This window comes from Pantoea sp. ABR1s (assembly GCF_057812235.1).
Genome location: NZ_CM173823.1, coordinates 688,806 through 713,219 on the forward strand (window position 1 = coordinate 688,806; position 24,414 = coordinate 713,219).

Sequence of the window (24,414 nt, forward strand, 5' to 3'; positions counted from 1 at the left end):
CGCCTGTCATTGGTCGCCGTGCGTGGTAAAGTCTCGCGGTCAGACTATTCACGGTCAAACAAGGAGAGGTCACCCGTGGCGAAATACCAGCGATTGATGGATGAGATTCAGCAGCAGATTGAGGCCGGCATCTGGCTGCCGGGCACCCGTCTGCCGTCATTGCGTCAGCAGGTCGCGCAGCAGGGCGTCAGCCTGATGACGGTGCTGCATGCCTATGAGTTGCTGGAGAGCCAGGGCTGGATCGTCTCCCGTCCACAGTCGGGTTACTACGTTGCACCGCGTGCCTTAGCACCCGCACCGCTGAGCGTGGCGATCAGTGAACAGGTCGATATCAACGACTTTGTGTTTGATGTGCTGCAGGCCACGCGCGATCCGGCCATCGTGCCGTTTGGCTCCGCCTTTCCCGATCCCGCACTCTTTCCGCAGCGCCAGCTGATGCGCTCGCTGGCTAACGTCTCTCATCATCTGACCCCAACCGATGCGCTGCACAATCTGCCGCCCGGCAACGCCACGCTGCGACAGCTGCTGGCGCAGCGCTATGCGCGTCAGGGCATCACCCTGTCGCCGGATGAAATTGTCATCACCAGCGGGGCGCTGGAGGCGCTGAACCTCAGTCTGCAATCTCTGACCGAGCCGGGCGATTATGTGGTGATTGAACAGCCGAGTTTTTATGGCGCGCTGCAGGCGATAGAGCGGCTTAAGCTCAAGGCGCTGGCGATTCCGGTCGATGCCAGAAATGGCATCGACCTCGTCCAGCTGGAGGAAGCCCTGCAGCGCTGGCCGGTGAAAGCCTGCTGGCTGATGACCACCCTGCAGAATCCGCTGAGCGTAACCTTAACGCCGGAACGCAAACAGCAGCTGGTCGCACTGCTGGCGCGTTATCAGGTGCCGATGATTGAAGATGATGTTTATGCCGAACTCTGGGCGGGTGATGCGCCGCCGCTGCCGGCGAAAGCCTGGGATCGCAAGGGGAACGTGCTGCACTGCGGCTCATTTTCAAAGTCGCTGGTGGCAGGATTCCGCGTCGGCTGGGTCGCGGCGGGACAGCATGCGCAGCGTATTCAGCGGCTGCAACTGATGAGCACGCTCTCTACCAGTGCGCCGATGCAGCTGGCGCTGGCCGATTTTCTTGCCACGCGGCGTTATGACACCCATCTGAAGCGGCTGCGACAGATTCTGGCGAAGCGACAGCAGATGGTGCGCCAGGCGTTAATGAAGGTGCTGCCGCCGCAGGCCACGGTCAGCGAAGCGCGCGGCGGCTATTTTCTCTGGGTGACGCTGCCGGAAAGCATCAATACGACCCGGCTCTATCAGCGGGCGCTGGCTCAGGGGATCAGTATTGCACCGGGGCAGCTGTTTTCGGCAGGTGAGCAGTTCAGGCACTGCTTCAGGTTAAATACCGCCTGGCCGTGGGATAGTCGGGCCGAGGCGGCAATCGTGAAGCTGGGTCAGCTGATGGCGGAAGGGCAGGCGGATTAAACCCGCGCCGCTTCCTGATGGCCCCAGGTCAGGTAGTAGACATCATAGAAGTCCACTTCCCCTTTTTGCGTCAGCAGACGCTGGATACCGCTCTTCACGCGTTCTGGTGTCTCAGGCAGCGACAGAATGCGTGAGATTGCCTGTTCGCGCACCGGCTGAATGTAATACCACTCGCCGTTGTAGCAAACACGCAGATCGAGGGCATCGATATCTTCAAAGCGATATTTCGGGTTGATATCCAGCAGCATCAGCACACTCATCACCAGCACAAACACGGTGGCAAACCAGAAGGCGGGCCAGCCGAGCATCTCGGTGGTGAAAATCAGCGCCACGCACAGGCCGTAGCAGAGATACATTACTGCCCAGAGACCAGGGTGGTTCTTCAGAAACGAGAGGCTGAAACGCGGCAAATTGTCGCGACGTTCTTCGCGGTTAAGCAGGGCGATCTCGTCAATCAGGATTTGTTTAATAGCGTCCATTTGTTACCTCACTGTCATCTGTTAGCTATTACAACAGATAACAGTCAAGCATATCAGAAACAGATCTGTGCTTTTTTTATATAACAGTTTATACGACAGTGACCGGGGCGTCGGGCTGCTGCGCCTTTAGACTTCCCGCCTGACATTTTGCAACACTTTGCCGCAGTAAGAACCGCTACCCTCTGTCGCGCAGGCACACTCCGACCCTATAGTTAACGACACATTTGGCTTTAGTCAGCAATATCAGTCAATTATCTCAATTGTGTCGTCTGGCGCACATTGCATTGTGCCGCGGGTTTGCCACACTTAGAAAAACATCGGAGAACCTGTATGCGTGCCTCATCCTCCAGTCTGCTATTAATGATGTCCTTTGCCGCTGGCACCTTCTCGGCCGGGGCCTCTGACAATCCTCAGCATCTGATGCTTGCCAGCCCGTCGGGCGGTGTACCCAATAACCCGTTACCTCTGATTATCTGGCCGCGCGTGGTGCCGGAAGAGGAGGAGATCGCTGCGTGGTTTGAGAAAACCTTTGAGGAGAACGGCTGGCCACCCGCCTGGCGCTATCCGATCTTCCCATACACCCATTATCATCCTAATACCCATGAACTGCTGGGCGTCGCTGAAGGCTGGGCGGAAGTGCTGTTTGGCGGCGACAGTGGCCGGATGGTGACCCTGCGCGCAGGCGATGCAGTCCTGATTCCGGCGGGTGTCGGCCATCGGCAGGTCAGCGCCAGCGAAGATTTTATGGTGATAGGTGCCTATCCGCACGGGATGTCGCCGGAGACGCTGCGCGATGAGCCCGCGAAGCTGAAAATGGCCCAGGAGCAGGTGAAAAAAGTGCCGTTGCCGACGCAGGATCCCTTTACCGGCAAAGAGGGCGCATTAACCGAGATCTGGCAGCCGATTGCGGCGCTCACCGCCCAGCAGTAAGCCACGGGGCGAGCACGCCCCGATGCCGCTCCGCCAGCCCGGCTTTCGCGTCCCGTAAGCCTGGCTGTCACCGGGCTGTCATCAAACTGTCGTAGCGTTTTGCCCAGCATGTTAACGGCAAAGGCAGAGTAAGATGGCGGCAATATCGTTAACCGGACTGAGCAAAGCGTTCGGCGCGCAGCCGGTACTGGACGCGATTTCGTTACAGATTAACCAGGGCGAGTTTGTCGCCGTTCTTGGGCCTTCTGGCTGCGGCAAAACCACCCTGCTGCGCCTGCTGGCCGGCTTTGAAACGCTCGACAGCGGTGAAATCCGCATCGGTGAACGTCAGGTTGCCGCAGACGGGCTGCACCTCCCGCCGGAAGCCCGCGAGCTCGGCGTAGTGTTCCAGAACTACGCCTTGTGGCCGCATATGACGGTCGCGGAGAACGTCGGCTACAGCCTGAAGGTGAACGGTGTGGCGCGCGCAGAACGCGAACTGCGCACCACCCAGGCCCTGACGCTGGTCGGGCTGGATCGCTTCGCCGACCGCCGACCCGCCGATCTCTCCGGCGGTCAGCGCCAGCGCGTGGCGCTGGCACGCTGCCTGGTGGCACGGCCGACGCTGGTGCTGCTGGATGAGCCGCTGGCTAACCTTGATGTCCATCTGCGCGCCACCATGGAAGAGGAGTTCCGCCGCTTCCATCGCCACAGCGGCGCCACCTTACTCTATATCACCCACGATCAACGCGAAGCGATGGCACTGGCCGACCGCATCGTAGTGCTCGAACACGGCAGAGTGATGCAGTTCGCCAGCCCGCAGACCCTGTGGCGCGAACCGGCTAATGAGATGGTGGCGACCTTTATTGATGAGGGGCGGGTGCTGCCGGTCAGCGACATTGAGCCGCTCGATCCGGGTCAGGCAACCGCCACGCTCTGCGGGCTGCGGGTTTTGCTGCGCTGCTCGCCTCACCAGCGCCCGCTGCCGCACGGCAAAGCCAGCTTCCATAGCGTCAGTTTTCACCTCGCCGCTGAGGGAGAGCGGCAGTTTACCGCCCGCGTTGAGCGCATCATCTTTCGCGGTGGCTACCATCAGATCAACCTTCGACCGCTTAATCAACCGGATGTCAGCCTGTCGCTGACGCTTAATGATGCTGCATTACTGGCGGTGGATGACACCGTCGGCGTCGCCGTCGATGACGGCTGGATTCTTCCTGCATAAAGGGTTTCAGAAACCATGAAAACGGCTTTTCGTACTCCGCTTCACGCGCTGTTGTTGCTGTCGGGCCTCGCGGCCTCAACCCTGTTGCAGGCGGCCGACGCGCCCGGCGGCAAGCTGGTGGTTTACACGTCGCAGGCACCTGAAATTGCGCAACAGACCATCGATGCGTTTAAGGCCGCGTATCCGGCGGTGGAGGTGGAGTGGACCCGCAACGGCACCACTCAACTGATGAACGTGCTGCGTACTGAAATGATGAGCGGCCAGGTCAAACCCGATGTGCTGCTGGTGGCCGACGCGATCAATCTGGGTGCGCTCAAGAAAGAGGGGCAGCTCTATTCATATCCGGCCGCCCCGGTCAGCCACCTGAAGCCTGCCTATTACGATGCGGATAAAACCTTTTTTGGTACCAAAATTATCGCCACGGTGATCGCCTATAACACCCAGCGTGCGAAGCCGGTCAGTAGCTGGAAAGCGCTGGCAGTAGAAGAAAACAGAGGCCAGATTGCGGTCCCCAGTCCCCTCTATTCCGGTGCGGCGCTCTATAAGTTGCATACCGATATCCATACCCCGTCGATAGGCTGGGCGTTCTATCAGCAACTGGCCGCCATCGGCATTGCGCCACAGGGCGGCAACGGACCGGCGCTGAAAGCGGTTGCCAGCGGCATGGATAAGTATGGCGTGATCACGGATGCCGATATTATCCGCGCCAAAAAGCAGGGATCGCCCATCGATCTGGTCTATCCGCAGGAGGGCGTCTCCTATGTGACCGAGCCGGTGGCGATCATGAAGTCGGCGCATAATCTGCCGGCCGCCAAAGCCTTTGTTGATTTCATGCTGTCGGAAGCGGGACAGCAGCTGGTGGCGAAGCAGGGCAACCGGCCGGTCGATGCCCGCGTGGCGGCACCCGGTGGCTTTGCGCCGATTGAGCAAATCACGCTGCTGACGCCGGATGTGGCACAAGCGGTGGCCGAGGATGCTCAGGTCCGCGAAACCTTTACTGAACTGTTTGGCGGCTGATCGTGAGCGTGCTGGGCAACGAATGGCGAAGAGGCCAGGCCGCCAGGCATCGCAGATGGCGGGCGGAACCGCTGGTGCTGGGCATACTGGTGCTGGTGATCGGCCTGCTGTCGGTGGCACCCTTTGCCCGGCTGATGGGAACCGCGCTGGCACCGGATGGCATACTGGATAGCGATCGCCTGCTGAGATTGCTGACCAGCCGGCGGGTGCTCAGTGCCACGCTGAATACCCTGGCGATCGGCATCAGCGCAACGCTGATGTCGCTGCTGCTGGGAACGGTGGCCGCCTGGCTGGTGGCGCTCACCGATTTGCGTGCCAAAGCGGCCTGGGTATTCGCCTTTATCCTGCCGCTGATGATCCCGCCGCAGGTGACTGCGCTGGCCTGGATACAGGCGCTGGCACCGGGCAGTCTGCTGGCCACAGCGGTGAATGCGCTGGGCGGGACGTGGCTGGCACCCGGTCAGCAACCGCTCTATTCCGCGACCGGCATGGTACTGCTGCTGGGTCTGCACAATGCGCCGCTGGTGTTCCTCACGGTGCGGGCTGGCCTGCGTCGACTCCCCGCCGAACTGGTGGAGGCGGCCCGTATCAGCGGCGCATCACCGCGGCAGATTCTGTTCACGGTGATCCTGCCGCTGGCGCGCCCCGCGATCTTCGCCGGGGCGGCGCTGGCGTTTGTCGCTGCGGTCGGGAATTTCGGTATCCAGGCGATGCTGGGTATTCCGGCGCGGGTGCCGACGCTGATTACGCTGGTTTATCAGCAGCTCAATACCCTCGGCCCCGGTGCGCTGCCCAATACCGCCGTCTACTCGATGCTGATTGCGCTGATCACCCTCGCCGGGATGCTGATTAGCGGCTGGCTGGGCGGACGACGCGATGTCCGGGTCAGCGGATCGCCACGACCCTGGCACCAGCCGCTGCGGCGCGCGCGACTGCCGGGCGAAATCATGGCCTGGCTGTGGATGGTGATCACCTTGCTGCTGCCGCTCAGCGCCCTGCTGACCACCGCCTTAACCCGCGGTTTCGGCCAGGCTCTGAACTGGCAAACCCTGACGCTGGAGAATTTTCAGCAGGCGCTGTGGGGCTATCCGGCGATACGGCAGGCGTTCTTTACCAGCCTGTGGCTCACTGGCCTGACGGCGCTGCTGCTCAGCGTCATGGCACTGTTCCTGGCTTTCTTTCTCAGCTGGCATCGTACCCGGCTGGTGCGGGGGCTGGGATTCGCCAGTGAGCTGACCTATGCGCTGCCCGGCATTGTCACCGGCGTGGCGGCGATGCTGTTTTTCCTGCGACCGCTGCCGCTGCTGGGATTTTCCCTTTACGGAACGGTGTGGATTATTCTCGCGGCCTATCTGGCCAATTTCCTGGCGCTGGTGTTAAGGCCGACGCTGGCCGGGTTCGCGCAAATCGAACCGTCACTGGATGAGGCGGCGCGCTTATGCGGCGCGGGTCTGATGCGGCGGATGACTGACATCCTGCTGCCGCTGGCGGCACCTTCTGTGCTGGCCGGTGCGCTGCTGGTGTTCCTCACCGCGCTGAATGAAATACAGGTTTCAGTGCTGCTGGTTACCGCGCAAACCCAGACGCTTGGCCCGACCATTATTTTCCTGGATGAAGGCGGATCGGCGCCGCTGGCGGCGGCGGTCGGATGCCTGATGATTGGGATCGTGCTGGGCTTAATGCTGCTGGCTTCACGGCTGACGCGGCGTCTGCCGCAGGGAGTCCTGCCATGGCAAGCCTGACGGTGATCAGCGGCATCGGCGGAAAACTGCCGGCCGCTTTCCTGCTGGAGATAGAGGGATACCGTCTGTTATGGGATTTAGGTGCCGGGCCGGAGCCGGGCGTCCGGCCCGCAGTGGACGCCATCGGCCAGGTCGATGCGCTCTGCCTGACCCATTCCCATGTGGATCACGCGGCGGCGCTGGATAGCTGGGCCGACATCGGTTCACCGCCGGTCTATGCCAGTGAGATCACCTGGCAGCAGCTGGGCGAAAGTGGCGTTCCGGCTCAGGCGCGACGCATCCTGCCATTGCGCGGCCAGTGCGCGCTGGGGCCGCTGAATCTCTTTACCGGTCGCAGCGGGCATTCGCCAGGATCGATCTGGTTTCATCTGCCGATTGCGGGTGGCATCACCTATATGGGCGACTGGAGTCGCGAATCGCTGCTGTTGCCGTTTGATTGCCCGCCACGCGCACGGCTGTTGATTACCGATGGTTCCTATGGCGACCGCAATCAGCGACTGGCGCAGCAGATCGACGTGCTGGCCCTGGCGGCACAAGGGGGCGCCGTGGTCACCGCGCCGCTGCACGGGCGCGGCCCTGAGATGGCCCTGCAGCTCAGCGCTCGCGGGCTGCCGGTGGTGATGTGTCCCCAGGTGCGCGAAGAGGTGGCGCAGTTGCTGGCGCTCAACAGCCTGCCCGCCGCGGCGATGCTGGCGCTGGCCCGGTTATTACGCGTCGCAACACCCGACCGCTGGCGACCGGATACGGTAATTGTCGCGGCGGATGCGGTGGCTGACAGCGGGCTGGCGGCGCAGCTCAGCCATCAGCCCGACTTTCGTCTGATCTTCAGCAGTCACGTTTCCAGCGGCACTCGTGCCTTTGAGATGCTGCAATCCGGCATGGCACGCTGGCTGCCGTGGAATGTGCATCCGCCACTCGACGATCAGCTGGCGCTGATCAGACAGACGGCGGCCCAGAAAGTGATCCCGGCGTTTGTCGCGCCGCAAGAGTGCCAGCAGCTGATGAGCCAAAGTCCGGCAATGCTCTGCTGGCAGCACCGTTATTCGCTCTCCTCGCGCTGGGAGCGGGTCGCCTGACGCGCCGCCGCCACGGAGTCATTGAACATTTACTCGCCGCTGCCGATAAACCCCTTATAAACACTGATTAATCTTCTTAATGCGCTTGTCATCTCAGCTCTTTTCGGCTGTAGTCTGCGCACGCTATTAAGAACATTCCTAAGCCGTCATCCGGCTACAGAGCAGCAGGCTAATCACAATGGATAATAACTCTGAGGTCATCTATCGCATGCTGGTACAAAGCGTGAATGATTACGCCATCACTATGCTAAAACCTGACGGTATCATCGGCAGCTGGAATCAGGGTGCTCAGCGCACGATAGGCTATACGCCAGACGAAATGATTGGCTGCAGCTTTGCCCTGTTGTATAGCGAAGAAGATCGCCGCCGGGGCCTGCCGCAGCGTGGGCTGGATATGGCTGCCACTGACGGACACCATGAAAGCGAAGGCTGGCGCTATCGCAAAGATGGCAGTGCTTTCTGGGCACACGAGACGATCGACCCGATACGCAATGACGCCGGTCTGCTGGTGGGATACGCCTGTATAACCCGCGACTGTACTCAGCAGCAGGAGCAGCAGCGCAAAGAGCGGGAGCAGGAGATGCGCTTCCGCCTGCTGGTGGAGGGCGTTACCGATTATGCCATCTATATGCTCGATCATGACGGCAACGTGGTGAACTGGAATGCCGGGGCACAGCGCGCCAAAGGCTATGTGGCGGAAGAGATTGTCGGCCAGCATTTTTCCCGCTTCTACAGCGCCCAGGATCGCCTGAACCGTGTCCCGGAGCAGAACCTGCAAACCGCTTATCGCACCGGCCGCTTTGAAGATGAGGGCTGGCGCTACCGCAAAGATGGCAGCGCCTTCTGGGCGCATGTGGTGATCGACACGATCCGCGACGATCAGGGTAAGCTGCTGGGCTACGCTAAAATCACCCGCGACTGCACCGAACAGCAGCGCGTCCGCAGTCAGCAACGGGAGCAGGAGCAGCGTTTCCGTCTGCTGGTAGAAGGGGTCACCGATTACGCCATCTATATGCTCGATGTCGATGGCGTGGTGGTGAACTGGAATGCCGGTGCGCAGCGTGCCAAAGGGTACAAAGCGGATGAAGTGGTGGGTCAGCACTTCTCGCTGTTTTACAGTTCCCAGGAGCGGCTGAACCGCATCCCGGAAGCGAATCTCGGTATCGCGCTTAAGACCGGCCGTTTTGAAGATGAGGGCTGGCGCTACCGCAAAGATGGCAGCGCCTTCTGGGCGCATGTGGTCATCGACGCGATCCACGATGATGACGGCAAGCTGGTTGGCTTCGCTAAGATCACCCGCGACCGCACGGAACGCCGTGAGCAGGAGCAGCAGGTGCTGCGCGCCAGGGATCTGGCTGAAGCCCAGAGCACCCAGAAAACCGCGCTCTCTAAATTCCTGGATAATATCATCGCCAACATTCCCTCCTGCGTGATTGTTGAAGATGCGATCACCCGCGAGATCCTGCTGGTTAACGACCGCACTCAGCAGCTGTTTGGCCTGTCGAAATCGCTGATCGTCAACAAGCGCCCGCACGAATGTATGTCGCCCGAACTCAGCGATTACTTTAATAATCTGGCGGATGTTGCGCTGCGCAGTGAGGGCATGCATGAACGTGAGCAGTTGCTGATGACCGCCAGCGGCGAACGCATTCTGCATACCCGCGCCACCGCGATTAACGGTCAGGATGCGCGACGTAACTACCTGATGCTGCTGGTGGAAGATGTCACTGACCAGCGCGCTGCTGATGCCCGTATTCACCATATGGCGCACCACGACAATCTCACCAGCCTGCCGAACCGCATTCTGTTCCGCCAGCGTCTGAGTGAAGCTTTGCGCACTGCCGGTCAGATACAGCGCCAGACCGCCGCGCTCTGCCTTGATCTCGATAACTTTAAAAATGTGAACGATGCGCTGGGCCACCAGATTGGCGACGAGTTGCTGCGCAGTGTGGCTAAGCGTCTGCGTAACGCGCTGCGTGACCAGGATACTCTGGCGCGTATCGGAGGCGATGAGTTCGCCATCGTGCTGCCTTCGGTGGCCAGTAATGAAGAGGCGAGCATTGTGGCGCAGCGCCTGATTGAGGCGATTCGCCCGCCGGTCAACGTTGAAGGCCATAATCTGTCGGTCGGGCTCAGCGTGGGGATTGCGCTCAGCACCACCATCACCAATACGCCGGAGCAGCTGCTGCGCTGTGCGGACATGGCGCTGTATGAAGCCAAACGAAACGGTCGCAACCGCTATGAGCATTTCACGCTGGAGATGGACGATGTGGCGCGCAGTCGACGCCTGATAGAAAACGATCTGCGCGATGCGATTAGCGGCGGGCATCTGCGGCTCTACTATCAGCCCATCACCAACGGCGATAACCGCACCATCATTGGCTATGAGGCGCTGATGCGCTGGCATCATCCGATTCGCGGGCTGATCATGCCCAACGACTTCATCCCGATCGCTGAAGAGACCGGCCTGATTCATATGCTGGGGGCGTTTGCACTCTACGAAGCCTGTCGCGAAGCGGCGAGCTGGGAAGGGGAGCAGTCGGTCTCGGTCAACCTCTCACCGCTGCAGTTTAAAAACAGCTCGCTGGTGCCGGTGGTGGAAGGCGCGCTGAAAGAGTCGGGTCTCGATCCGGCACGGCTGGAGGTTGAGATCACCGAATCAGTGCTGCTGGATGATTCGCTGGGTAATATCCGTACCCTGCAAAATCTCAAGGCGCTGGGCGTGCAGATTGCGCTGGATGATTTCGGCACCGGCTATTCGTCGCTGAGCTATCTGCGATCTTTCCCGTTCGACAAAATCAAAATCGACAAATCCTTTATCAATGATATGGGTGACAGCCGCGAGGCGCTGGCGATTATCCGCGCCATCACCGGCATGAGTCGCAGTCTTGATATCCAGATTACTGCCGAAGGGGTGGAGAGCGATGAGCAGTTCGCTAAGCTGCGCGATGAGGGCTGTACCCTGTTCCAGGGCTTCCTGTTCGGACGGCCTCAGCCGTCGGAACTGCGGCTGAAAACGCTGGGTTAATCCGCGCCGGGTTAATCCATACCGTGTTAATCCATACCGTGTTAATCATAGAGGCCATGCTGCTGGACCGGCGCATGGCTGAGATTATCGCGAATGCGCCGCACCGACTCGCGCACCACCAGCCTGCCATTCAGCAGCAGGCTGCCGGTGGGCGTGCCGGGATTCAGTCGCATCTCCTGCAACATTCTCACTGCCGCTGCGCCCAGCTCATCACGCGGCACCTGCACCGAGGTCAGCGGAATATCGTGGATAGCGGCCAGGTTAAAGCCATCCATACTCATCACCGAAATATCCTGCGGCACCCGCAGACCGGCCTGCTCCAGCGCAGTGACGGCGCCCGCCGCAATATAATCACCGCTGGCGAGAATCGCGGTCGGGCGCAGCGCATCAGGGCAGTGGCGCAGATATTCACTCAGCCGCTCCGCCGCTTCATTGCTGCTGAAGCTGTTCAGGGTCAGCAGATGCTGGCGGCTGTCAAACCGCAGGTTCATGGCATGCCAGGCGTCGCGCACCCCCTGCAATCGCTGCTCCATGGTGTAGCGGCGTAAGCAATGCAGCGACAGGATCTGCCGGTGTCCTTGCTCAAACAGGTAGCGCGCTGAGAATTCACCAATCAGCTGATGATGGGGCGAGACCGAAGGCAGGCGCATTCGGCGATCGCGGGCGTTAATCAGCACGCAGGGTTTGTTCATCTCCGCCGCCAGCTGATGAATATGCTCATCATCAATGCCGATCAGCAGTGCCGCTTCGGTCTGCTGCATCTTGTCGATAAACAGCGCGGCATCACTTTCCACCTCCTCCAGCGGGCAGTAGCGCAGCCGCACCTCATGCGGCTCCACCGCCTGGCTGATCCCCTGAATCACTTTGTAGTAGAAGATGTCACTGCGTACATCAAAGGCGCGCGGCGGGGCAAAAACCATCAGGTTATTCAGCAGCAGGCGACCACTGTGCAGGTTGTTTAGCACGCCCTGTTGCTGCGCCACGGCCAGCACTTTGTCACGGGTGGCGGGCCGGGTATTGGCTTTACCCGCCAGCACCCGCGACACCGTACTGATGGAGACGCCGCTGAGTGCCGCAATTTCGCTTACTTTCAGCCTTTGTTTCATTCTGTGATCGCCTTCAAATCTGCTGATGAAAAATTTTTCATAACCTGCTGAATCGCGTCAGATAAGCGTTTCAGTGCCATTTTCTGCCGGGATTCAGCCTGCCATGAAAAGCGTTGCAAAAAAGTGTCTGTACCCACGTTTCGCACTTTTCTAAGTTCGTTACAGGACACGCGGTACGCCAGCAGGCGGTGTGCGTCATCAATGGCAATCAGGAGTGGCACAATGAGCCTCGAATCAACAACCAAACCCATCAGTGCATCCCGCACGGTGCGCGTGATTAAAAATTTACGCTGGTGGATGCTGGGAATGTTCCTGCTGGGTGTAACCGTCAACTACATCACCCGCAACTCGCTCGGCATTCTGGCACCGGAACTTAAAAACAGTCTGCACATGACGACCGAACAGTACTCCTGGGTGGTGGCGGCGTTTCAGCTGGCCTATACCCTGTTTCAGCCAATCTGCGGCTGGCTGATCGATGTGATCGGATTGAAGATGGGCTTCCTGATCTGTGCGCTGATCTGGTCGGTGACCTGTCTGCTGCACGCCGGCGCAGGAAGCTGGCTGCATCTGGCATTGCTGCGCTTTGTCATGGGCGCCTCTGAGGCGGCGGCAACGCCCGCGAACGCCAAAGCGATCGGTGACTGGTTTCCGAAAAAGGAGCGTCCGGTCGCGGCGGGCTGGGCGGGCGTCGGCTTTTCGATTGGTGCCATGCTGGCACCACCGATTATTTATGTCGCACACATAACGTTTGGCTGGCAGGGCGCCTTTCTGCTGACAGGCGGGCTGGGCCTGCTGTGGGTTGCACTCTGGTGGTGGGGCTATCACTCGCCCGAGAGCCATCCTCGTCTCTCTGATGAGGAGCGGGCCTTTATTAATCAGGACAACGAAGCGATCGGGGAAAAACTGCCGTTCTTCACCGCGCTGAAAGTGATTGGTAAAGAGAAGAAATTTTACGGCATCGCCATCCCGGCTTTTCTGGCAGAACCCGCCTGGGCGGTACTGAGCTTCTGGGTACCGCTCTATCTGGCCAATGAGCGCGGCATGGATCTCAAGCAGATCGTGATGTTCGCCTGGCTGCCGTTTCTGGCTGCCGACCTCGGCAGCGTCGCCAGCGGCTATCTGACCAAAATCTATGTGCGCTGGTTTGGTCTCACCCGCGTCAATTCGATTGTCGCCAGTTCGGTGACCGGCGCACTGCTGATGGTCTCCCTGGCGCTGATGACGCTGGTAAAAGATCCCTGGCTGGCGATCGCCCTGATCTCGGTCGGTGGCTTCGGCCATCAGGTGATCTCCTGCATGCTGAGCGCGCTGGTGGTGGAGCGTTTTGATCGCCGCCAGATGGCCACGGTCAACGGCATGCGCGGCTCCTGCGCCTGGATCGCCAGCTTTATCTTCTCGCTGATTATCGGTGTCACCGCCGATACCATTGGCTTCAATCCGCTGTTTGTGGCGATGGGCTTCTTTGACCTGATTGGTGCCGTTTTCCTGGTGATGCTGGTCGCCGAACGCCGCCAGCGCCCTGCTAACCCATAAGGATATCGTGATGAAAACCCTGAAGAACTGGACGCTGCATCAGCAGGCCGATCACTTTGTTGAACTCAAGGTCGAAGATCGTCACTTCCTGCGGCTTTACGTGCTGGAGGATAAGCTGATGCGCGTGCTGCTGAAGCGCGACGGTGAGCTGGCGCTGAACCGCACCTGGAGCATTGCGCCTGTCAACGACGTGCCCTGGCAGGGGCGGGATCGTGAGGCGCTGGATGGCTTTACGCTGCCGGCATTTAAGGTTGAACACGATGCGCAGCAGTTGCGCATCAGCACGCAACGGCTGCGTGTCACGGTGCATCAGCCGCTCTGCCTGAGCTGGGAGCAGTTTGATGGTGAGAGCTGGCAGCCGCTGGCCGCCGACCGTCACACCGGTGCCTATCTGCTCAATGCGCACGGTGATGGAGTCGAGCACTATCAGCGTCGCCAGCCGCAGGATCGGGTTTATGGCCTGGGCGAGAAGAGCGGCGACCTGAACCGCGTTAACCGCCGTTTTGAGATGCGTAATCTGGACGCCATGGGCTACAACGCCGCCAGCACCGATCCGCTCTATAAACATATTCCGTTTACCCTGACGCAGCGCGATGGCGTCAGTTTTGGCCTGTTCTATGACAACCTGAGCAGCAGCTGGCTCGATCTGGGGAATGAGCTGGATAACTACCATCTCCCTTATCGTCGCTACCGCGCCGAGGCGGGCGATCTCGATTACTACATGATGCTGGGCCCGACGCTGCTCGACGTCACCAAATCCTTTGTGCGTCTGACCGGTCGCACCCTGTTTCAGCCGAAGTGGAGCCTGGGCTACAGCGGGTCCACCATGCACTACACCGACGCGCCCGACGCGCAGCAGCAGCTGCAATCCTTTATCCGTCTGTGTCGCGAGCATGAAATTCCCTGCGACTCGTTCCAGCTCTCTTCGGGTTACACCTCGATTAACAACAAGCGCTACGTTTTCAACTGGAACTACGACAAAGTCCCGAATCCCAATGCGCTTAGCGACGCGTTTCATACTGCCGGAATGAAGCTGGCGGCCAACATCAAACCCTGCCTGCTGCAGGATCATCCGCGCTATCAGGAAGTGGCTGCGCAGGGGCTGTTTATTCGTGACTCTGAGCAGGATCGTCCTGAGCGTTCGGTGTTCTGGGACGATGAAGGCTCGCACCTCGACTTCACTCATCCGCAGGCGGTGCGCTGGTGGCAGGATAATGTCACCCGGCAGCTGCTGGAAAAGGGCATCGATTCCACCTGGAATGACAACAACGAATATGAGGTGTGGGATGGCGAAGCGCGCTGTCACGGTTTTGGTCAGCCGATCGCCATCAAGCATATCCGGCCGGTAATGCCGTTGCTGATGATGCGCGCCTCAATGGAAGCCCAGCAGCAGTTTGCACCGGACAAACGCCCTTATCTGATCTCCCGTTCCGGCTGCGCCGGGATGCAGCGCTATGTACAGACCTGGAGCGGCGATAACCGCACCAGCTGGCAAACCCTGCGCTACAACATCCGCATGGGACTGGGGATGAGCCTCTCAGGGCTGTTTAACGTCGGGCACGATGTCGGCGGCTTCTCGGGCGATAAGCCGGATGCCGAGCTGTTTGTGCGCTGGGTTCAGAATGGCGTTATGCACCCGCGCTTTACTATCCACTCCTGGAATGACGATCACACGGTAAACGAGCCCTGGATGTACCCGGAGGTCACGCCGATGATCCGCGAGGCGATCCGGCTGCGCTATCGCCTGATGCCCTACCTCTATAACCTGGCGTGGCAGGCCAGCGTGGAAGATGAGCCGATGCTGCGCCCGACCTTCCTCGATCACGAGCAGGATCCGCTGACCTATCAGGAGTGTGATGACTTTATGCTGGGGCGCGATCTGCTGGTCGCCAGCGTAGTGGAGCAGGGCGCGCGCAGTCGTGAAGTCTATCTGCCCCGTAACCGCGGCGGCTGGTATGACTGGCACAACGGCAAGGCGTTTGCGGGCGGCGAGACCATCACGCTGGATGCGCCGCTGGATCGGCTGCCGCTGCTGGTAAGGGCCGGTGCGGTGATCCCGCTGGGCGAGTGCGAAAGCACCACCGATGCGCGGCGTGATACGGTGCGGCAATGGCAGCTATGGCCTGCCCCCGAAGGCGTGCAGACACAAGGCGAAATGTTTGATGACGATGGCGAGAGCCACGGCTGGCAGCAGGGTAATGCGCTATGGCTTCGCTGGACGCTCTGCAGCAGCGCCACGCGTATCGAGCTGACGGTGGAAAAACGTGGAGATTACCAGCCAGCCTGGCGGGAGATCGCGCTGTTACTGCCTGCGGGTGAAAGCCGTGAACTGTGGGTGAATGGCGGGAAAGCCGCGAGTTACCGGCTGGAATAGCGGTGCAGTGGTGTCAGCAAGACGGCAATAAGATCGGCCCCGAAAAGGGGCCGATAAACATTATTCTGCGTGGTTCTCGGTGCTCATGCGGCCCAGATCTTTATCGACCAGGAACAGACCGTTGCCGCTGTTGCTGACCAGCGCCAGTTTATCCAGCACGGTTTTGAACAGCTTCTCTTCTTCATGCTGCTCGGCAACATACCACTGCAGGAAGTTGAAAGTAGAGTAATCCTGTGAGGTCATGGCAGCATGGGCCAGTTCATTGATTTTGCTGGTGATCAGCTGCTCATGCTCCAGCGCCTGCTGCAGAATTTCATTCAGCGAGGTGAAAGAAACTGGCGGCGCTGCGATGGTACCCAGCACCGGCATGCCGCCGGTATCGCTCAGGTAATCAAACAGACGCTGCATATGCTGCATCTCTTCGCGTGAATGCATCTTCAGGAAGGAAGCGGCACCCTCAAAGCCTTTGTCGCTGCACCAGGCGCTCATTTGCAGATAAAGATTGGCAGAGAAAAATTCCAGGTTCAGCTGGTCGTTTAAACGCCCAGTCATTTCAGCAGTCAGCATGGCCGAGTCCTTTTAAGAAGATGTTAAATAAACAGGTATAGTCGGTGAATTATGCATCAAATATGTTAGTAAAGCGAAGGCTTTTCCGCAAAAACAGCTAATTTATCTGATTGATTTAAATAGAATTATTTCACAAATTGAATACGAGCGATTCTCATTCTGCATCACTCCTTATCGGGCAACAAAATCAGAATTTCAGCACCATGATAGTGCGCCCGGTCGCTATCCTGCTGGTGCAATCGCCGCTGAAGCTGGAGAAATAGCGGTCATTTGATGACGCGCCGGAAATATCACGTTGCCGTCAGAAAAAGATATTTCGCAGAGCCATAACAGGCATGGCGTGGATTAAACGCCCAGAGGTGACAGCAGGGCCATTAATCATCGCGCGCCAATCGGCTCTGGCATAAATCATGCTTAGAACTCAGTTCCATATATTGAAACTTGCCACGGCAGGGAACAGGCGGCAAGCCAGGTTATCAGGAGAAAATAATGTCAGATGAAAGTGTTGTTAGTCCGGTAAAAATGACGGCGACCAAAGGCAGTTATGTCGCGTTAATTTTTGCCATCCTGTTTTTCTCAGGGCTGTTTTATAACGTCGAGGGTCTTTCATGGCTGGGCGCCTTTGACTTCACCACGCTGGGCGGCAGCTTTGGCACCATGAAAGATCCCGCCAGCAACACCTTTCTTGGCGCAGGCGGACTCAGTGCCAAAGCGGGTTTCCTGTTTGCGCTGTCGCTGACGCCCACGGTGATGCTGGCGCTGGGCGTGCTGGAAATCTTCACCCACTACGGCGCGATTCGCGCGGCGCATCGGTTGCTGACGCCGCTGCTTAAGCCGCTGATGGGGCTGCCGGGCCATTGCGGTCTGGCGTTAATCACCGACCTGCAAAGTACCGACGCGGGCGCGGCATTAACCAAAGAGATGGCCGACCAGAAACAGATCGGTAAAAAAGAGGTGGTGGTGATGAGTGCCTGGCAATATTCCGGTGCCGGCTTAATCAATAATTACTTCGCCATCGGCTCCGCGCTATTCGCCTCAATGACGCTGCCGATTATTATTCCGCTGTTATTAATGTTCGTGCTGAAATTTGTCGGTGCGGCGATAACGCGCGCTGTGTTAAACAGTGTTTATAAGAAGGATTTCGCCGATGGAAAATAAAATCACGACCAGCAGTAATCCCTTTGATGTGTTTGTGACCGGCGCGCGTAAAGGCTTTCACATCGCCATTCACAACCTGATGCCAAATGTGGTGATGGCCTATGTGCTGGCAGAAGTGCTCAATCTGCTCGGCATCATGCAGTTTCTCGGGCACGTTTTTGCGCCAGTGATGGGGCTGTTCGGCCTGCCGGGCGAGGCAATTACGGTGCTGCTCACCGCCTGGCTCTCATCGTCGGCGGGTACCGGCGTAGCGGTGAGTCTGCTGACCAAAGGGCTGCTGACCGGGGCGGATATCACGATTCTGGCCCCGGCGATTTTCCTGATGGGATCGCAGCTGCAATATATGGGACGGCTGCTGGGCGTGGCCGATGTGCCAAAAAAATACTGGCCGCTGCTGATGCTGGTGAGCATCATCAACGCGCTGATCGCAATGTCTGTTATGCGTCTGTTTATTCAGGAGTAACTCTGTGTCTGAGGTATTAGAGCATTACCACTATTTACACGAAATTCCGGAGCTGGGTTTTCAGGAGGTGAAAACCTCGGCCTACATCGCCGATCAGCTGGAGAAAGCGGGCCTGAAGGTGACGCGCAATATCAATAACACCACGGGCATTGTGGCCGAGATCGACAGCGGTGTGCCGGGTCCGGTGCTGGCACTGCGCGCGGACATGGATGCGCTGGGGCACATCATTGATGGCGTGCCGTGTGCGCGCCACACCTGCGGTCACGACGGTCACTCTTCGGTCGTGCTGACGGCGGCGACGGCTCTGCTGCAGGAGGGCGCGGTGAAACGTGGCCGGCTGAAGATCCTGTTCCAGCCCGCCGAGGAGCTGGGCGCCGGTGCGCTCTCAATGATCGAAGGTGGCGCACTGGATGATGTGGAGATGATTCTGGGGTTCCATCTGCGTCCGCTGGAGGAGTGCGTGGTCGGACAGGCGGTGCCTGCGGTGCTCTACTCAGCCTGCAGCACGCTGGAAGCGACCATCAAAGGCCAGCCCGCCCATGCGGCGCGTCCGCACCTTGGGGTGAATGCGCTGGATGCTGCCGTACAGGCGGTTCAGGCGGTCAACGCCATCCACCTCTCGCCCGGCCTGACCTGGAGCGTCAAAGCGACCCGCTTCCTGTGCGACGCCGGTGTCACCAACTCGGTGCCGGATGAAGCCCGCGTAGTCTGGGATCTGCGTTCGCAGGAGAACGGGCCGATGACGCTGCTGAAAGAGCAGGTCACGCGCGCCATTACTCACAGCGTGGCGGCACTGGGTGCCAGCGCCGAGGTCCGCGTATTAAAAGAGATGCCCGCCGCCGAGATTGATGATGAGGCGACGGCGGTGATCCGCGCCGCGATCGTCGAGGTGCTGGGCGAAGAGGGCGCGCTGTCAACCCGGACCACGCCAGGCAGCGAGGACTTTTTCTACTATCCGGTGAAGCGTCCGGGTGTAAAAGCGGGCTTCTGGGGGCTGGGCACCAACCTGACGCCCGGATTGCATCATCCCGACATGCATTTTGATCTCGACTCGCTGGAGATTGGTGTGCAGATCTTCAAAGCCTGCGTCAGAAAGGTGCTGGGATAACGGAGGCGGGGCGGGTGCAGACCCGTCCCGCTTTGTTGTGGCATCCACCGTTCCCCGATTCCCCGCCCCTGAAATCCTGCCCCTCTCCCTGTAGGCCGCGCGCGCAAAATATTGTATGCTATGCCGCCTTAAAGCTGACCAGGTAACCGGAATTCACGCCAATGTAACTTCGCGCTGACCCGCCAACGATGAAAGATCGTTTTTGGCACCGTTTACCCGCCGGTAAGGTTCTGCCGGCCACCGTGATTTATCAGCAGCGCCAGTAAATTGCGCTGCCTATTGAGAAGAATTCCATGTCTAATCCCTTTTTAGAAGAGGTGGCACGCCGCCGCACCTTCGCGATCATTTCGCACCCGGATGCCGGTAAAACCACCATTACCGAAAAAGTGTTGCTGTTCGGACAGGCTATCCAGACCGCCGGTACGGTAAAAGGCCGTGGCTCTAACCAGCACGCTAAGTCGGACTGGATGGAGATGGAGAAACAGCGTGGTATCTCCATTACGACCTCGGTGATGCAGTTCCCCTATCGCGATAGCCTGGTGAACCTGCTGGATACCCCGGGTCACGAAGATTTCTCGGAAGATACCTACCGTACGCTGACCGCGGTTGACTGCTGTCTGATGGTGATTGATGCCGCTAAAGGCGTCGAGGATCGTACCCGTAAGCTGATGGAAGTTACCCGTCTGCGCGATACGCCGATCCTGACCTTTATGAACAAACTTGACCGTGACATCCGCGACCCGATGGAAGTGCTGGATGAGGTGGAAAGCGAGCTGAAAATTGCCTGCGCACCGATCACCTGGCCTATCGGCTGCGGCAAACTGTTCAAAGGGGTTTATCATCTCTACAAAGATGAGACCTATCTCTACCAGACCGGTAAAGGCCACACCATTCAGGATGTCCGCATCGTGAAGGGGCTGAACAACCCGGACCTCGACACCGCAGTCGGTGACGATCTGGCGGCACAGCTGCGTGAAGAGCTGGAGCTGGTACAGGGCGCATCGCACGAGTTTGAGCAGGAAGCCTTCCTGAGCGGCAAACTGTCGCCAGTCTTCTTCGGCACCGCGCTGGGTAACTTTGGCGTTGACCATATGCTGGATGGCCTGGTGGCATGGGCACCGCGTCCGATGCCGCGTGACACCGACACCCGCACGGTAGAAGCGAAAGAAGAGAAGTTCACCGGCTTCGTGTTTAAGATCCAGGCCAACATGGACCCGAAACACCGCGACCGCGTGGCCTTTATGCGTGTGGTGTCCGGTAAATATGAAAAAGGGATGAAGCTGCGTCAGGTGCGCACCGGCAAAGATGTGGTGATCTCCGACGCCCTGACCTTTATGGCGGGCGACCGTTCGCACGTTGAAGAAGCGTATCCTGGCGATATCATCGGCCTGCATAACCACGGCACCATTCAGATTGGCGACACCTTTACTCAGGGTGAAAACATGAAGTTCACCGGTATTCCGAACTTCGCGCCAGAGCTGTTCCGCCGTATTCGTCTGCGCGATCCGCTGAAGCAGAAACAGCTGCTGAAAGGGCTGGTTCAGCTGTCGGAAGAGGGTGCGGTACAGGTGTTCCGCCCGGTGCATAACAACGATCTGATCGTGGGCGCGGTCGGGGTGCTGCAGTTCGATGTGGTGGTTGCCCGTCTGAAAAGCGAATATAACGTCGAAGCGATCTACGAAGCGATCAACGTCTCTACGGCGCGCTGGGTTGAATGCAGCGACGCGAAAAAGTTTGAGGACTTCCAGCGTAAAAACGAAGTTAACCTGGCGCTCGATGGCGGCAATAATTTGACTTATATCGCGCCAACCATGGTTAATCTTAATATTACGCAGGAACGTTACCCTGACGTCCGTTTCCGCAAAACGCGCGAGCACTAATCGCCTGTTTCCGGGCCATTCCAGCTGGGAGTGGCCCTGTTTTCCTCCTTCCAGACTCCTCCTAAAAACCCCGTTTTTCTTCTGTTTTGACGTGTGATCAACCAGTTAGCCAGGCAAATTGCAAAATGCCGTCTATGATTACTCTATCGGACGGCGGAAGAGACTTCTCTTGTCCTTACGTCCTGTAACGCAGCGGCACCTGTGCCTCTGTTGCGCCCACAGTTTTTGGGTGAGTTAACTGATAGAAGGAAGATATCGATGAACAAGACTAAGATTGCTAAAACCCTGATGGCCGCCATGATTGGCTCAGCACTGATCAGCGGCAGCGCACTGGCTGACGAATCAATGTCGCAGAAAGCGTCACAGACAGCCGACAGCGCGGGTTCAAAAATCGATAGTTCTATGAAAAAAGTCGATGGTTATATGGATGACAGCGGCATCACCGCCAAAGCCAAAGCGGCGCTGGTAGATGATGACGCAATTAAAAGCACGGATATCTCGGTAAAAACGCATAGCGGCGTCGTGACCTTAAGCGGTTTCGTCACCTCACAGGATCAGGCTGAGAAAGCTGTGGCTGTGGTGCAGAAAATCGAAGGTGTTAAATCCGTCAGTGACAAACTACACGTCAGAGACAGCAAAGCATCATCAATGAAAGGTTATGCGGGCGATACCGCCACGACCAGCGAAATTAAAGCTAAGCTATTAGCGGATGACATTGTTCCGTCGCGCAACGTAAAAGTTGAGACCACAGACGGCGTTGTTCAGCTTTCAGGGCAGGTTGCTAATCAGGCACAGTCAGATCGTGCAGAAAGCATTGCTAAAGCCATTGAAGGCGTGAAAAGCGTTAAGAATGACCTGACGGTTAAATCTTAAGCTTGCGTACGGCCACTTCTGTGGCCGTACGAATAAAAGATACCCATCCGGGGATGAAATAAGCAGATCGATTTTAAAATATTCGATTTTTAAATAGGGTAAGGAGAGGCTTATGTTTCGTTGGGGCATTATTTTTCTGGTGATCGCACTGATCGCTGCAGCGTTAGGTTTTGGCGGTTTAGCGGGCACAGCAGCATGGGCAGCTAAAGTTGTCTTCGTCGTTGGTATTATCCTGTTCCTCATCAGCCTGTTTACCGGCCGTAAAAAGCTTTAGCCGATGAGTCCTGCAGTGTAATGCAACGCAAAGCATAGAGCGGAGACCAGTCATCTGTAGCGACTGACGTGAAGAGAGGGACACCTTCACATCGCTGCAAGGCAAGCCAGCCCAGCTGGCCTGCCGGTTAAAGGAACATATGACTGGTTCTCCGGAATGCTGCCGTCTTTAACGGATCGATCCTCCAGCAGACCCGGAACCGCTTTTTGAGGTTCGCACAGTGGGTATACGCATTCCTGTCACGCTCGGCGCCATTGAACCTCTGGCCCTGACTCCGTTTAAATCTCAGAAAATTGCGCTGGTTTGTGAAGGCGGCGGTCAACGCGGCATTTTCACCGCAGGCGTGTTAGATGAATTTCAGCGTGCCCGATTCAACCCCTTTCAGCTGATGCTCGGCACCTCTGCCGGTGCACAAAATCTTTCTGCCTTTGTCTGTGGTCAGGCCGGCTATGCCCGACGTGTGATTACCCGCTATACCACCAGTAAACTCTTTTTTGATCCGCTGCGCTTTGTGCGTGGTGGCAATCTGATCGACCTCGACTGGCTGATAGATATTACCCGCAGTGAATTTCCGCTGGCGATGAGCAGCGCGGAGCAGCTGTTCTCCAGCGGCCGCGAGTTTTATATGTGCGCCTGCCGCAGTGACGACTACACGCCCGGCTACTTCAACCCGACCGCCGATAACTGGCTGGATCTGATCAAAGCCTCCAGTGCCATTCCCGGTTTTTACCGGCTGGGGGTCAGTCTGGAAGGGATCAGCTATCTCGATGGCGGCATCAGCGATGCGATTCCGGTGCGTGAAGCCGCCCGCCGTGGCGCTGATACCATTGTGGTGATCCGCACCGTGCCGTCGCAGATGTTCTATACCCCGAAATGGTTTAAGCGGATGGAACGCTGGCTCAGCACCGGCGCACTGCAGCCGATGATTAACGTGCTGAATAAGCATGAACAGAGCTATCGGGAAATTCAGCAGTTCATTGAGAATCCGCCCGATGATTTGCGCATTATCGAAATCTTTCCGCCGCATGCGCTGGCCAGCAGTGCGCTGGGGAGCCGCATCGCTTCACTGAATCAGGATTATCATCTGGGACGGCGTTGTGGTCGCTATTTCCTCGCCACGCTGGGCCAGTGGCTGAGCGATGCGGAACCGATGACCACGGCGCGTATCGTTACGCCGCCTGCTCCGGTAGCCAATGCACCCGATACCCGCCTCATCATCACACCGCCGCTGGCGGATAATGATGCTGATTACGACAAAGGATCGCTGGCATGAAGTTTATCGATACGCACTGCCACTTCGATTTCCCGCCGTTTGAAGGGGATATCTCTGGCAGCCTGGCACGTGCTGCAGAAGCTGGCGTGGAAAAGATTATCGTTCCGGCAATCGATGCCAGCCGCTTTGAGCGGGTCTGCGCGTTAGCCGCGGCGCAACAGGCGCTCTATGCCGCGCTGGGCCTGCATCCGATCGTTATCGAAAATCATCAGGAGGCCCATCTCGACCAGCTGGAAACCTTACTGCAACAGCGGCCGCGTAAGCTGGTGGCGATCGGCGAGATCGGGCTGGATCTCTATCGCGACGATCCGCAGTTTGATAAGCAGCAACGCTTTCTTGAGGCGCAGCTTAAGCTGGCGAAAGCGTATCAGCTGCCGGTGATCCTGCATTCGCGCCGCACTCATGACAAGCTGGCGCAGATTCTGCGTCGTTACGATCTGCCGCGCCGTGGCGTGGTGCATGGTTTCGCGGGCAGCCTGCAGCAGGCGCAGGCCTTTATTAAGCTGGGTTATGCGATTGGCATCGGCGGGACCATTACCTATGAACGCGCCAGCAAAACCCGCCAGACTGTGGCGCAGCTGCCGCTCTCTTCGCTGCTGCTGGAAACCGATGCACCCGATATGCCGCTGCAGGGCTTTCAGGGCCAGCCTAATCGTCCGGAGCGGGCGCGTCAGGTGTGGGAGGTGCTCTGCAGCCTGCGAGAAGAGTCACCGGAGGAGATTGCTGATGCGCTGTGGCACAACAGTCAGAAGCTATTTCAGCTCGATCCCGCTTTCCCGGCGCTGCGCAACTGACCGCCCGTGTCTCACCCGACCTGCAGCCTTCGCGCTTAAATGTGATAATAGTAACATTA

Annotated in this window: 21 protein-coding genes; 17 read left to right on the forward strand and 4 right to left on the reverse strand. The window is 58.4% G+C overall.

The genetic code is table 11. The features are described 5' to 3' along the window. Positions 1-75 precede the first annotated feature (75 nt). Positions 76-1,479: an aminotransferase-like domain-containing protein gene (locus ACXKZD_RS03305; RefSeq protein WP_187494938.1), complete on the forward strand. Its 1,404-nt coding sequence runs from the start codon at positions 76-78 to the stop codon at positions 1,477-1,479. Here the strand turns inward: ACXKZD_RS03305 and ACXKZD_RS03310 are convergent. Beyond that, positions 1,476-1,958, reverse strand: coding sequence for a YlaC family protein (locus tag ACXKZD_RS03310; protein WP_010249002.1), 483 nt, complete (start codon positions 1,956-1,958; stop codon positions 1,476-1,478). The two genes, ACXKZD_RS03305 and ACXKZD_RS03310, sit on opposite strands and share 4 nt — an antisense overlap. A gap of 330 nt (positions 1,959-2,288) precedes the next feature. On the opposite strand from ACXKZD_RS03310, the gene ACXKZD_RS03315 reads away from it, so the two are divergent. From ACXKZD_RS03315 to ACXKZD_RS03340, 6 genes are all read left to right on the forward strand, one after another. After that, on the forward strand, positions 2,289-2,888 hold the full coding sequence (locus ACXKZD_RS03315) for a cupin domain-containing protein (protein WP_010249001.1): 600 nt from the start codon (positions 2,289-2,291) through the stop codon (positions 2,886-2,888). Between the two features lie 133 nt (positions 2,889-3,021). Continuing rightward, positions 3,022-4,089, forward strand: coding sequence for an ABC transporter ATP-binding protein (locus tag ACXKZD_RS03320; RefSeq protein WP_061703101.1), 1,068 nt, complete (start codon positions 3,022-3,024; stop codon positions 4,087-4,089). 15 nt (positions 4,090-4,104) lie between these two features. After that, positions 4,105-5,106 carry an ABC transporter substrate-binding protein gene (locus tag ACXKZD_RS03325; protein WP_010248999.1) on the forward strand — a complete coding sequence of 334 codons (1,002 nt, stop codon included), beginning with the start codon at positions 4,105-4,107 and terminating at the stop codon, positions 5,104-5,106. A 2-nt stretch (positions 5,107-5,108) separates the two neighbouring features. Further along, the gene (locus tag ACXKZD_RS03330; protein WP_488981861.1) at positions 5,109-6,848 is read left to right on the forward strand and encodes an ABC transporter permease; all 1,740 of its coding nucleotides are present in this window, start codon (positions 5,109-5,111) and stop codon (positions 6,846-6,848) included. Continuing rightward, entirely contained in the window at positions 6,836-7,924 is a 1,089-nt protein-coding gene (locus ACXKZD_RS03335) for an MBL fold metallo-hydrolase (protein ID WP_488981862.1), read from the forward strand. The genes ACXKZD_RS03330 and ACXKZD_RS03335 overlap by 13 nt, the downstream gene beginning before the upstream one ends. Before the next feature lie 178 nt (positions 7,925-8,102). Continuing rightward, on the forward strand, positions 8,103-10,952 hold the full coding sequence (locus ACXKZD_RS03340) for a sensor domain-containing protein (RefSeq protein ID WP_488981863.1): 2,850 nt from the start codon (positions 8,103-8,105) through the stop codon (positions 10,950-10,952). Positions 10,953-10,993: 41 nt separating this feature from the next. Here ACXKZD_RS03340 and ACXKZD_RS03345 read toward each other — a convergent pair whose 3' ends face one another. Next, positions 10,994-12,058, reverse strand: coding sequence for a LacI family DNA-binding transcriptional regulator (locus ACXKZD_RS03345; RefSeq protein WP_010248992.1), 1,065 nt, complete (start codon positions 12,056-12,058; stop codon positions 10,994-10,996). Beyond that, the gene (locus ACXKZD_RS03350) at positions 12,055-12,309 is read right to left on the reverse strand and encodes a hypothetical protein (RefSeq protein ID WP_010671102.1); all 255 of its coding nucleotides are present in this window, start codon (positions 12,307-12,309) and stop codon (positions 12,055-12,057) included. Before ACXKZD_RS03350 ends, ACXKZD_RS03345 begins: the two co-directional genes overlap by 4 nt. Here ACXKZD_RS03350 and ACXKZD_RS03355 point away from each other — a divergent pair. Both ACXKZD_RS03355 and ACXKZD_RS03360 read left to right on the forward strand, forming a co-directional pair. Then, positions 12,281-13,591, forward strand: coding sequence for an MFS transporter (locus ACXKZD_RS03355; protein WP_010248988.1), 1,311 nt, complete (start codon positions 12,281-12,283; stop codon positions 13,589-13,591). The genes ACXKZD_RS03350 and ACXKZD_RS03355 overlap by 29 nt on opposite strands. 10 nt (positions 13,592-13,601) lie before the next feature. Then, the gene (locus ACXKZD_RS03360) at positions 13,602-15,965 is read left to right on the forward strand and encodes a glycoside hydrolase family 31 protein (RefSeq protein WP_488981864.1); all 2,364 of its coding nucleotides are present in this window, start codon (positions 13,602-13,604) and stop codon (positions 15,963-15,965) included. A gap of 60 nt (positions 15,966-16,025) precedes the next feature. On the opposite strand, the gene ftnA is transcribed toward ACXKZD_RS03360, so the two are convergent. After that, entirely contained in the window at positions 16,026-16,532 is a 507-nt protein-coding gene (gene ftnA / locus ACXKZD_RS03365) for a non-heme ferritin (protein ID WP_010248984.1), read from the reverse strand. 489 nt (positions 16,533-17,021) lie between these two features. Here ftnA and ACXKZD_RS03370 point away from each other — a divergent pair, with 489 nt between their 5' ends. The 8 genes from ACXKZD_RS03370 (at position 17,022) to ACXKZD_RS03405 (ending at position 24,355) form a co-directional block, all read left to right on the forward strand. Next, the gene (locus ACXKZD_RS03370; protein ID WP_010248983.1) at positions 17,022-17,690 is read left to right on the forward strand and encodes a nucleoside recognition domain-containing protein; all 669 of its coding nucleotides are present in this window, start codon (positions 17,022-17,024) and stop codon (positions 17,688-17,690) included. Further along, a complete protein-coding gene (locus tag ACXKZD_RS03375; RefSeq protein ID WP_010248980.1) occupies positions 17,680-18,153 on the forward strand; it encodes a YjiG family protein in 474 nt (157 codons plus the stop codon). The genes ACXKZD_RS03370 and ACXKZD_RS03375 overlap by 11 nt, the downstream gene beginning before the upstream one ends. A 4-nt stretch (positions 18,154-18,157) precedes the next feature. Then, positions 18,158-19,261, forward strand: a complete 1,104-nt coding sequence (locus tag ACXKZD_RS03380; RefSeq protein WP_010248978.1) for a M20 peptidase aminoacylase family protein — start codon at positions 18,158-18,160, stop codon at positions 19,259-19,261. Positions 19,262-19,554: 293 nt separating this feature from the next. Beyond that, positions 19,555-21,141: a peptide chain release factor 3 gene (gene prfC, locus ACXKZD_RS03385; RefSeq protein ID WP_010671098.1), complete on the forward strand. Its 1,587-nt coding sequence runs from the start codon at positions 19,555-19,557 to the stop codon at positions 21,139-21,141. Between the two features lie 258 nt (positions 21,142-21,399). Continuing rightward, positions 21,400-22,014, forward strand: coding sequence for a molecular chaperone OsmY (gene osmY, locus ACXKZD_RS03390; RefSeq protein ID WP_010671097.1), 615 nt, complete (start codon positions 21,400-21,402; stop codon positions 22,012-22,014). Positions 22,015-22,126: 112 nt separating this feature from the next. Next, positions 22,127-22,288 (forward strand): DUF1328 domain-containing protein, encoded by a 162-nt coding sequence (locus ACXKZD_RS03395; RefSeq protein ID WP_003848537.1) that lies wholly within the window; start codon positions 22,127-22,129, stop codon positions 22,286-22,288. Between the two features lie 220 nt (positions 22,289-22,508). Continuing rightward, positions 22,509-23,561 carry a patatin-like phospholipase family protein gene (locus ACXKZD_RS03400; RefSeq protein ID WP_488981865.1) on the forward strand — a complete coding sequence of 351 codons (1,053 nt, stop codon included), beginning with the start codon at positions 22,509-22,511 and terminating at the stop codon, positions 23,559-23,561. Then, positions 23,558-24,355 carry a TatD family hydrolase gene (locus tag ACXKZD_RS03405; RefSeq protein ID WP_488981866.1) on the forward strand — a complete coding sequence of 266 codons (798 nt, stop codon included), beginning with the start codon at positions 23,558-23,560 and terminating at the stop codon, positions 24,353-24,355. The genes ACXKZD_RS03400 and ACXKZD_RS03405 overlap by 4 nt, the downstream gene beginning before the upstream one ends. The last annotated feature ends 59 nt before the right edge of the window (positions 24,356-24,414 follow it).

What these genes read in the sequence shown, in the direction of transcription:
- ACXKZD_RS03310 (WP_010249002.1), bottom strand. Translation starts at nt 1,958, where the DNA reads ATGGACGCTATTAAACAAATCCTGATTGACGAGATCGCCCTGCTTAAC.
- ACXKZD_RS03315 (WP_010249001.1), top strand. Translation starts at nt 2,289, where the DNA reads ATGCGTGCCTCATCCTCCAGTCTGCTATTAATGATGTCCTTTGCCGCT.
- ACXKZD_RS03320 (WP_061703101.1), top strand. Translation starts at nt 3,022, where the DNA reads ATGGCGGCAATATCGTTAACCGGACTGAGCAAAGCGTTCGGCGCGCAG.
- ACXKZD_RS03325 (WP_010248999.1), top strand. Translation starts at nt 4,105, where the DNA reads ATGAAAACGGCTTTTCGTACTCCGCTTCACGCGCTGTTGTTGCTGTCG.
- ACXKZD_RS03335 (WP_488981862.1), top strand. Translation starts at nt 6,836, where the DNA reads ATGGCAAGCCTGACGGTGATCAGCGGCATCGGCGGAAAACTGCCGGCC.
- ACXKZD_RS03340 (WP_488981863.1), top strand. Translation starts at nt 8,103, where the DNA reads ATGGATAATAACTCTGAGGTCATCTATCGCATGCTGGTACAAAGCGTG.
- ACXKZD_RS03345 (WP_010248992.1), bottom strand. Translation starts at nt 12,058, where the DNA reads ATGAAACAAAGGCTGAAAGTAAGCGAAATTGCGGCACTCAGCGGCGTC.
- ACXKZD_RS03355 (WP_010248988.1), top strand. Translation starts at nt 12,281, where the DNA reads ATGAGCCTCGAATCAACAACCAAACCCATCAGTGCATCCCGCACGGTG.
- ACXKZD_RS03350 (WP_010671102.1), bottom strand. Translation starts at nt 12,309, where the DNA reads ATGGGTTTGGTTGTTGATTCGAGGCTCATTGTGCCACTCCTGATTGCC.
- ACXKZD_RS03360 (WP_488981864.1), top strand. Translation starts at nt 13,602, where the DNA reads ATGAAAACCCTGAAGAACTGGACGCTGCATCAGCAGGCCGATCACTTT.
- ftnA (WP_010248984.1), bottom strand. Translation starts at nt 16,532, where the DNA reads ATGCTGACTGCTGAAATGACTGGGCGTTTAAACGACCAGCTGAACCTG.
- ACXKZD_RS03370 (WP_010248983.1), top strand. Translation starts at nt 17,022, where the DNA reads ATGTCAGATGAAAGTGTTGTTAGTCCGGTAAAAATGACGGCGACCAAA.
- ACXKZD_RS03375 (WP_010248980.1), top strand. Translation starts at nt 17,680, where the DNA reads ATGGAAAATAAAATCACGACCAGCAGTAATCCCTTTGATGTGTTTGTG.
- prfC (WP_010671098.1), top strand. Translation starts at nt 19,555, where the DNA reads ATGTCTAATCCCTTTTTAGAAGAGGTGGCACGCCGCCGCACCTTCGCG.
- osmY (WP_010671097.1), top strand. Translation starts at nt 21,400, where the DNA reads ATGAACAAGACTAAGATTGCTAAAACCCTGATGGCCGCCATGATTGGC.
- ACXKZD_RS03395 (WP_003848537.1), top strand. Translation starts at nt 22,127, where the DNA reads ATGTTTCGTTGGGGCATTATTTTTCTGGTGATCGCACTGATCGCTGCA.
- ACXKZD_RS03405 (WP_488981866.1), top strand. Translation starts at nt 23,558, where the DNA reads ATGAAGTTTATCGATACGCACTGCCACTTCGATTTCCCGCCGTTTGAA.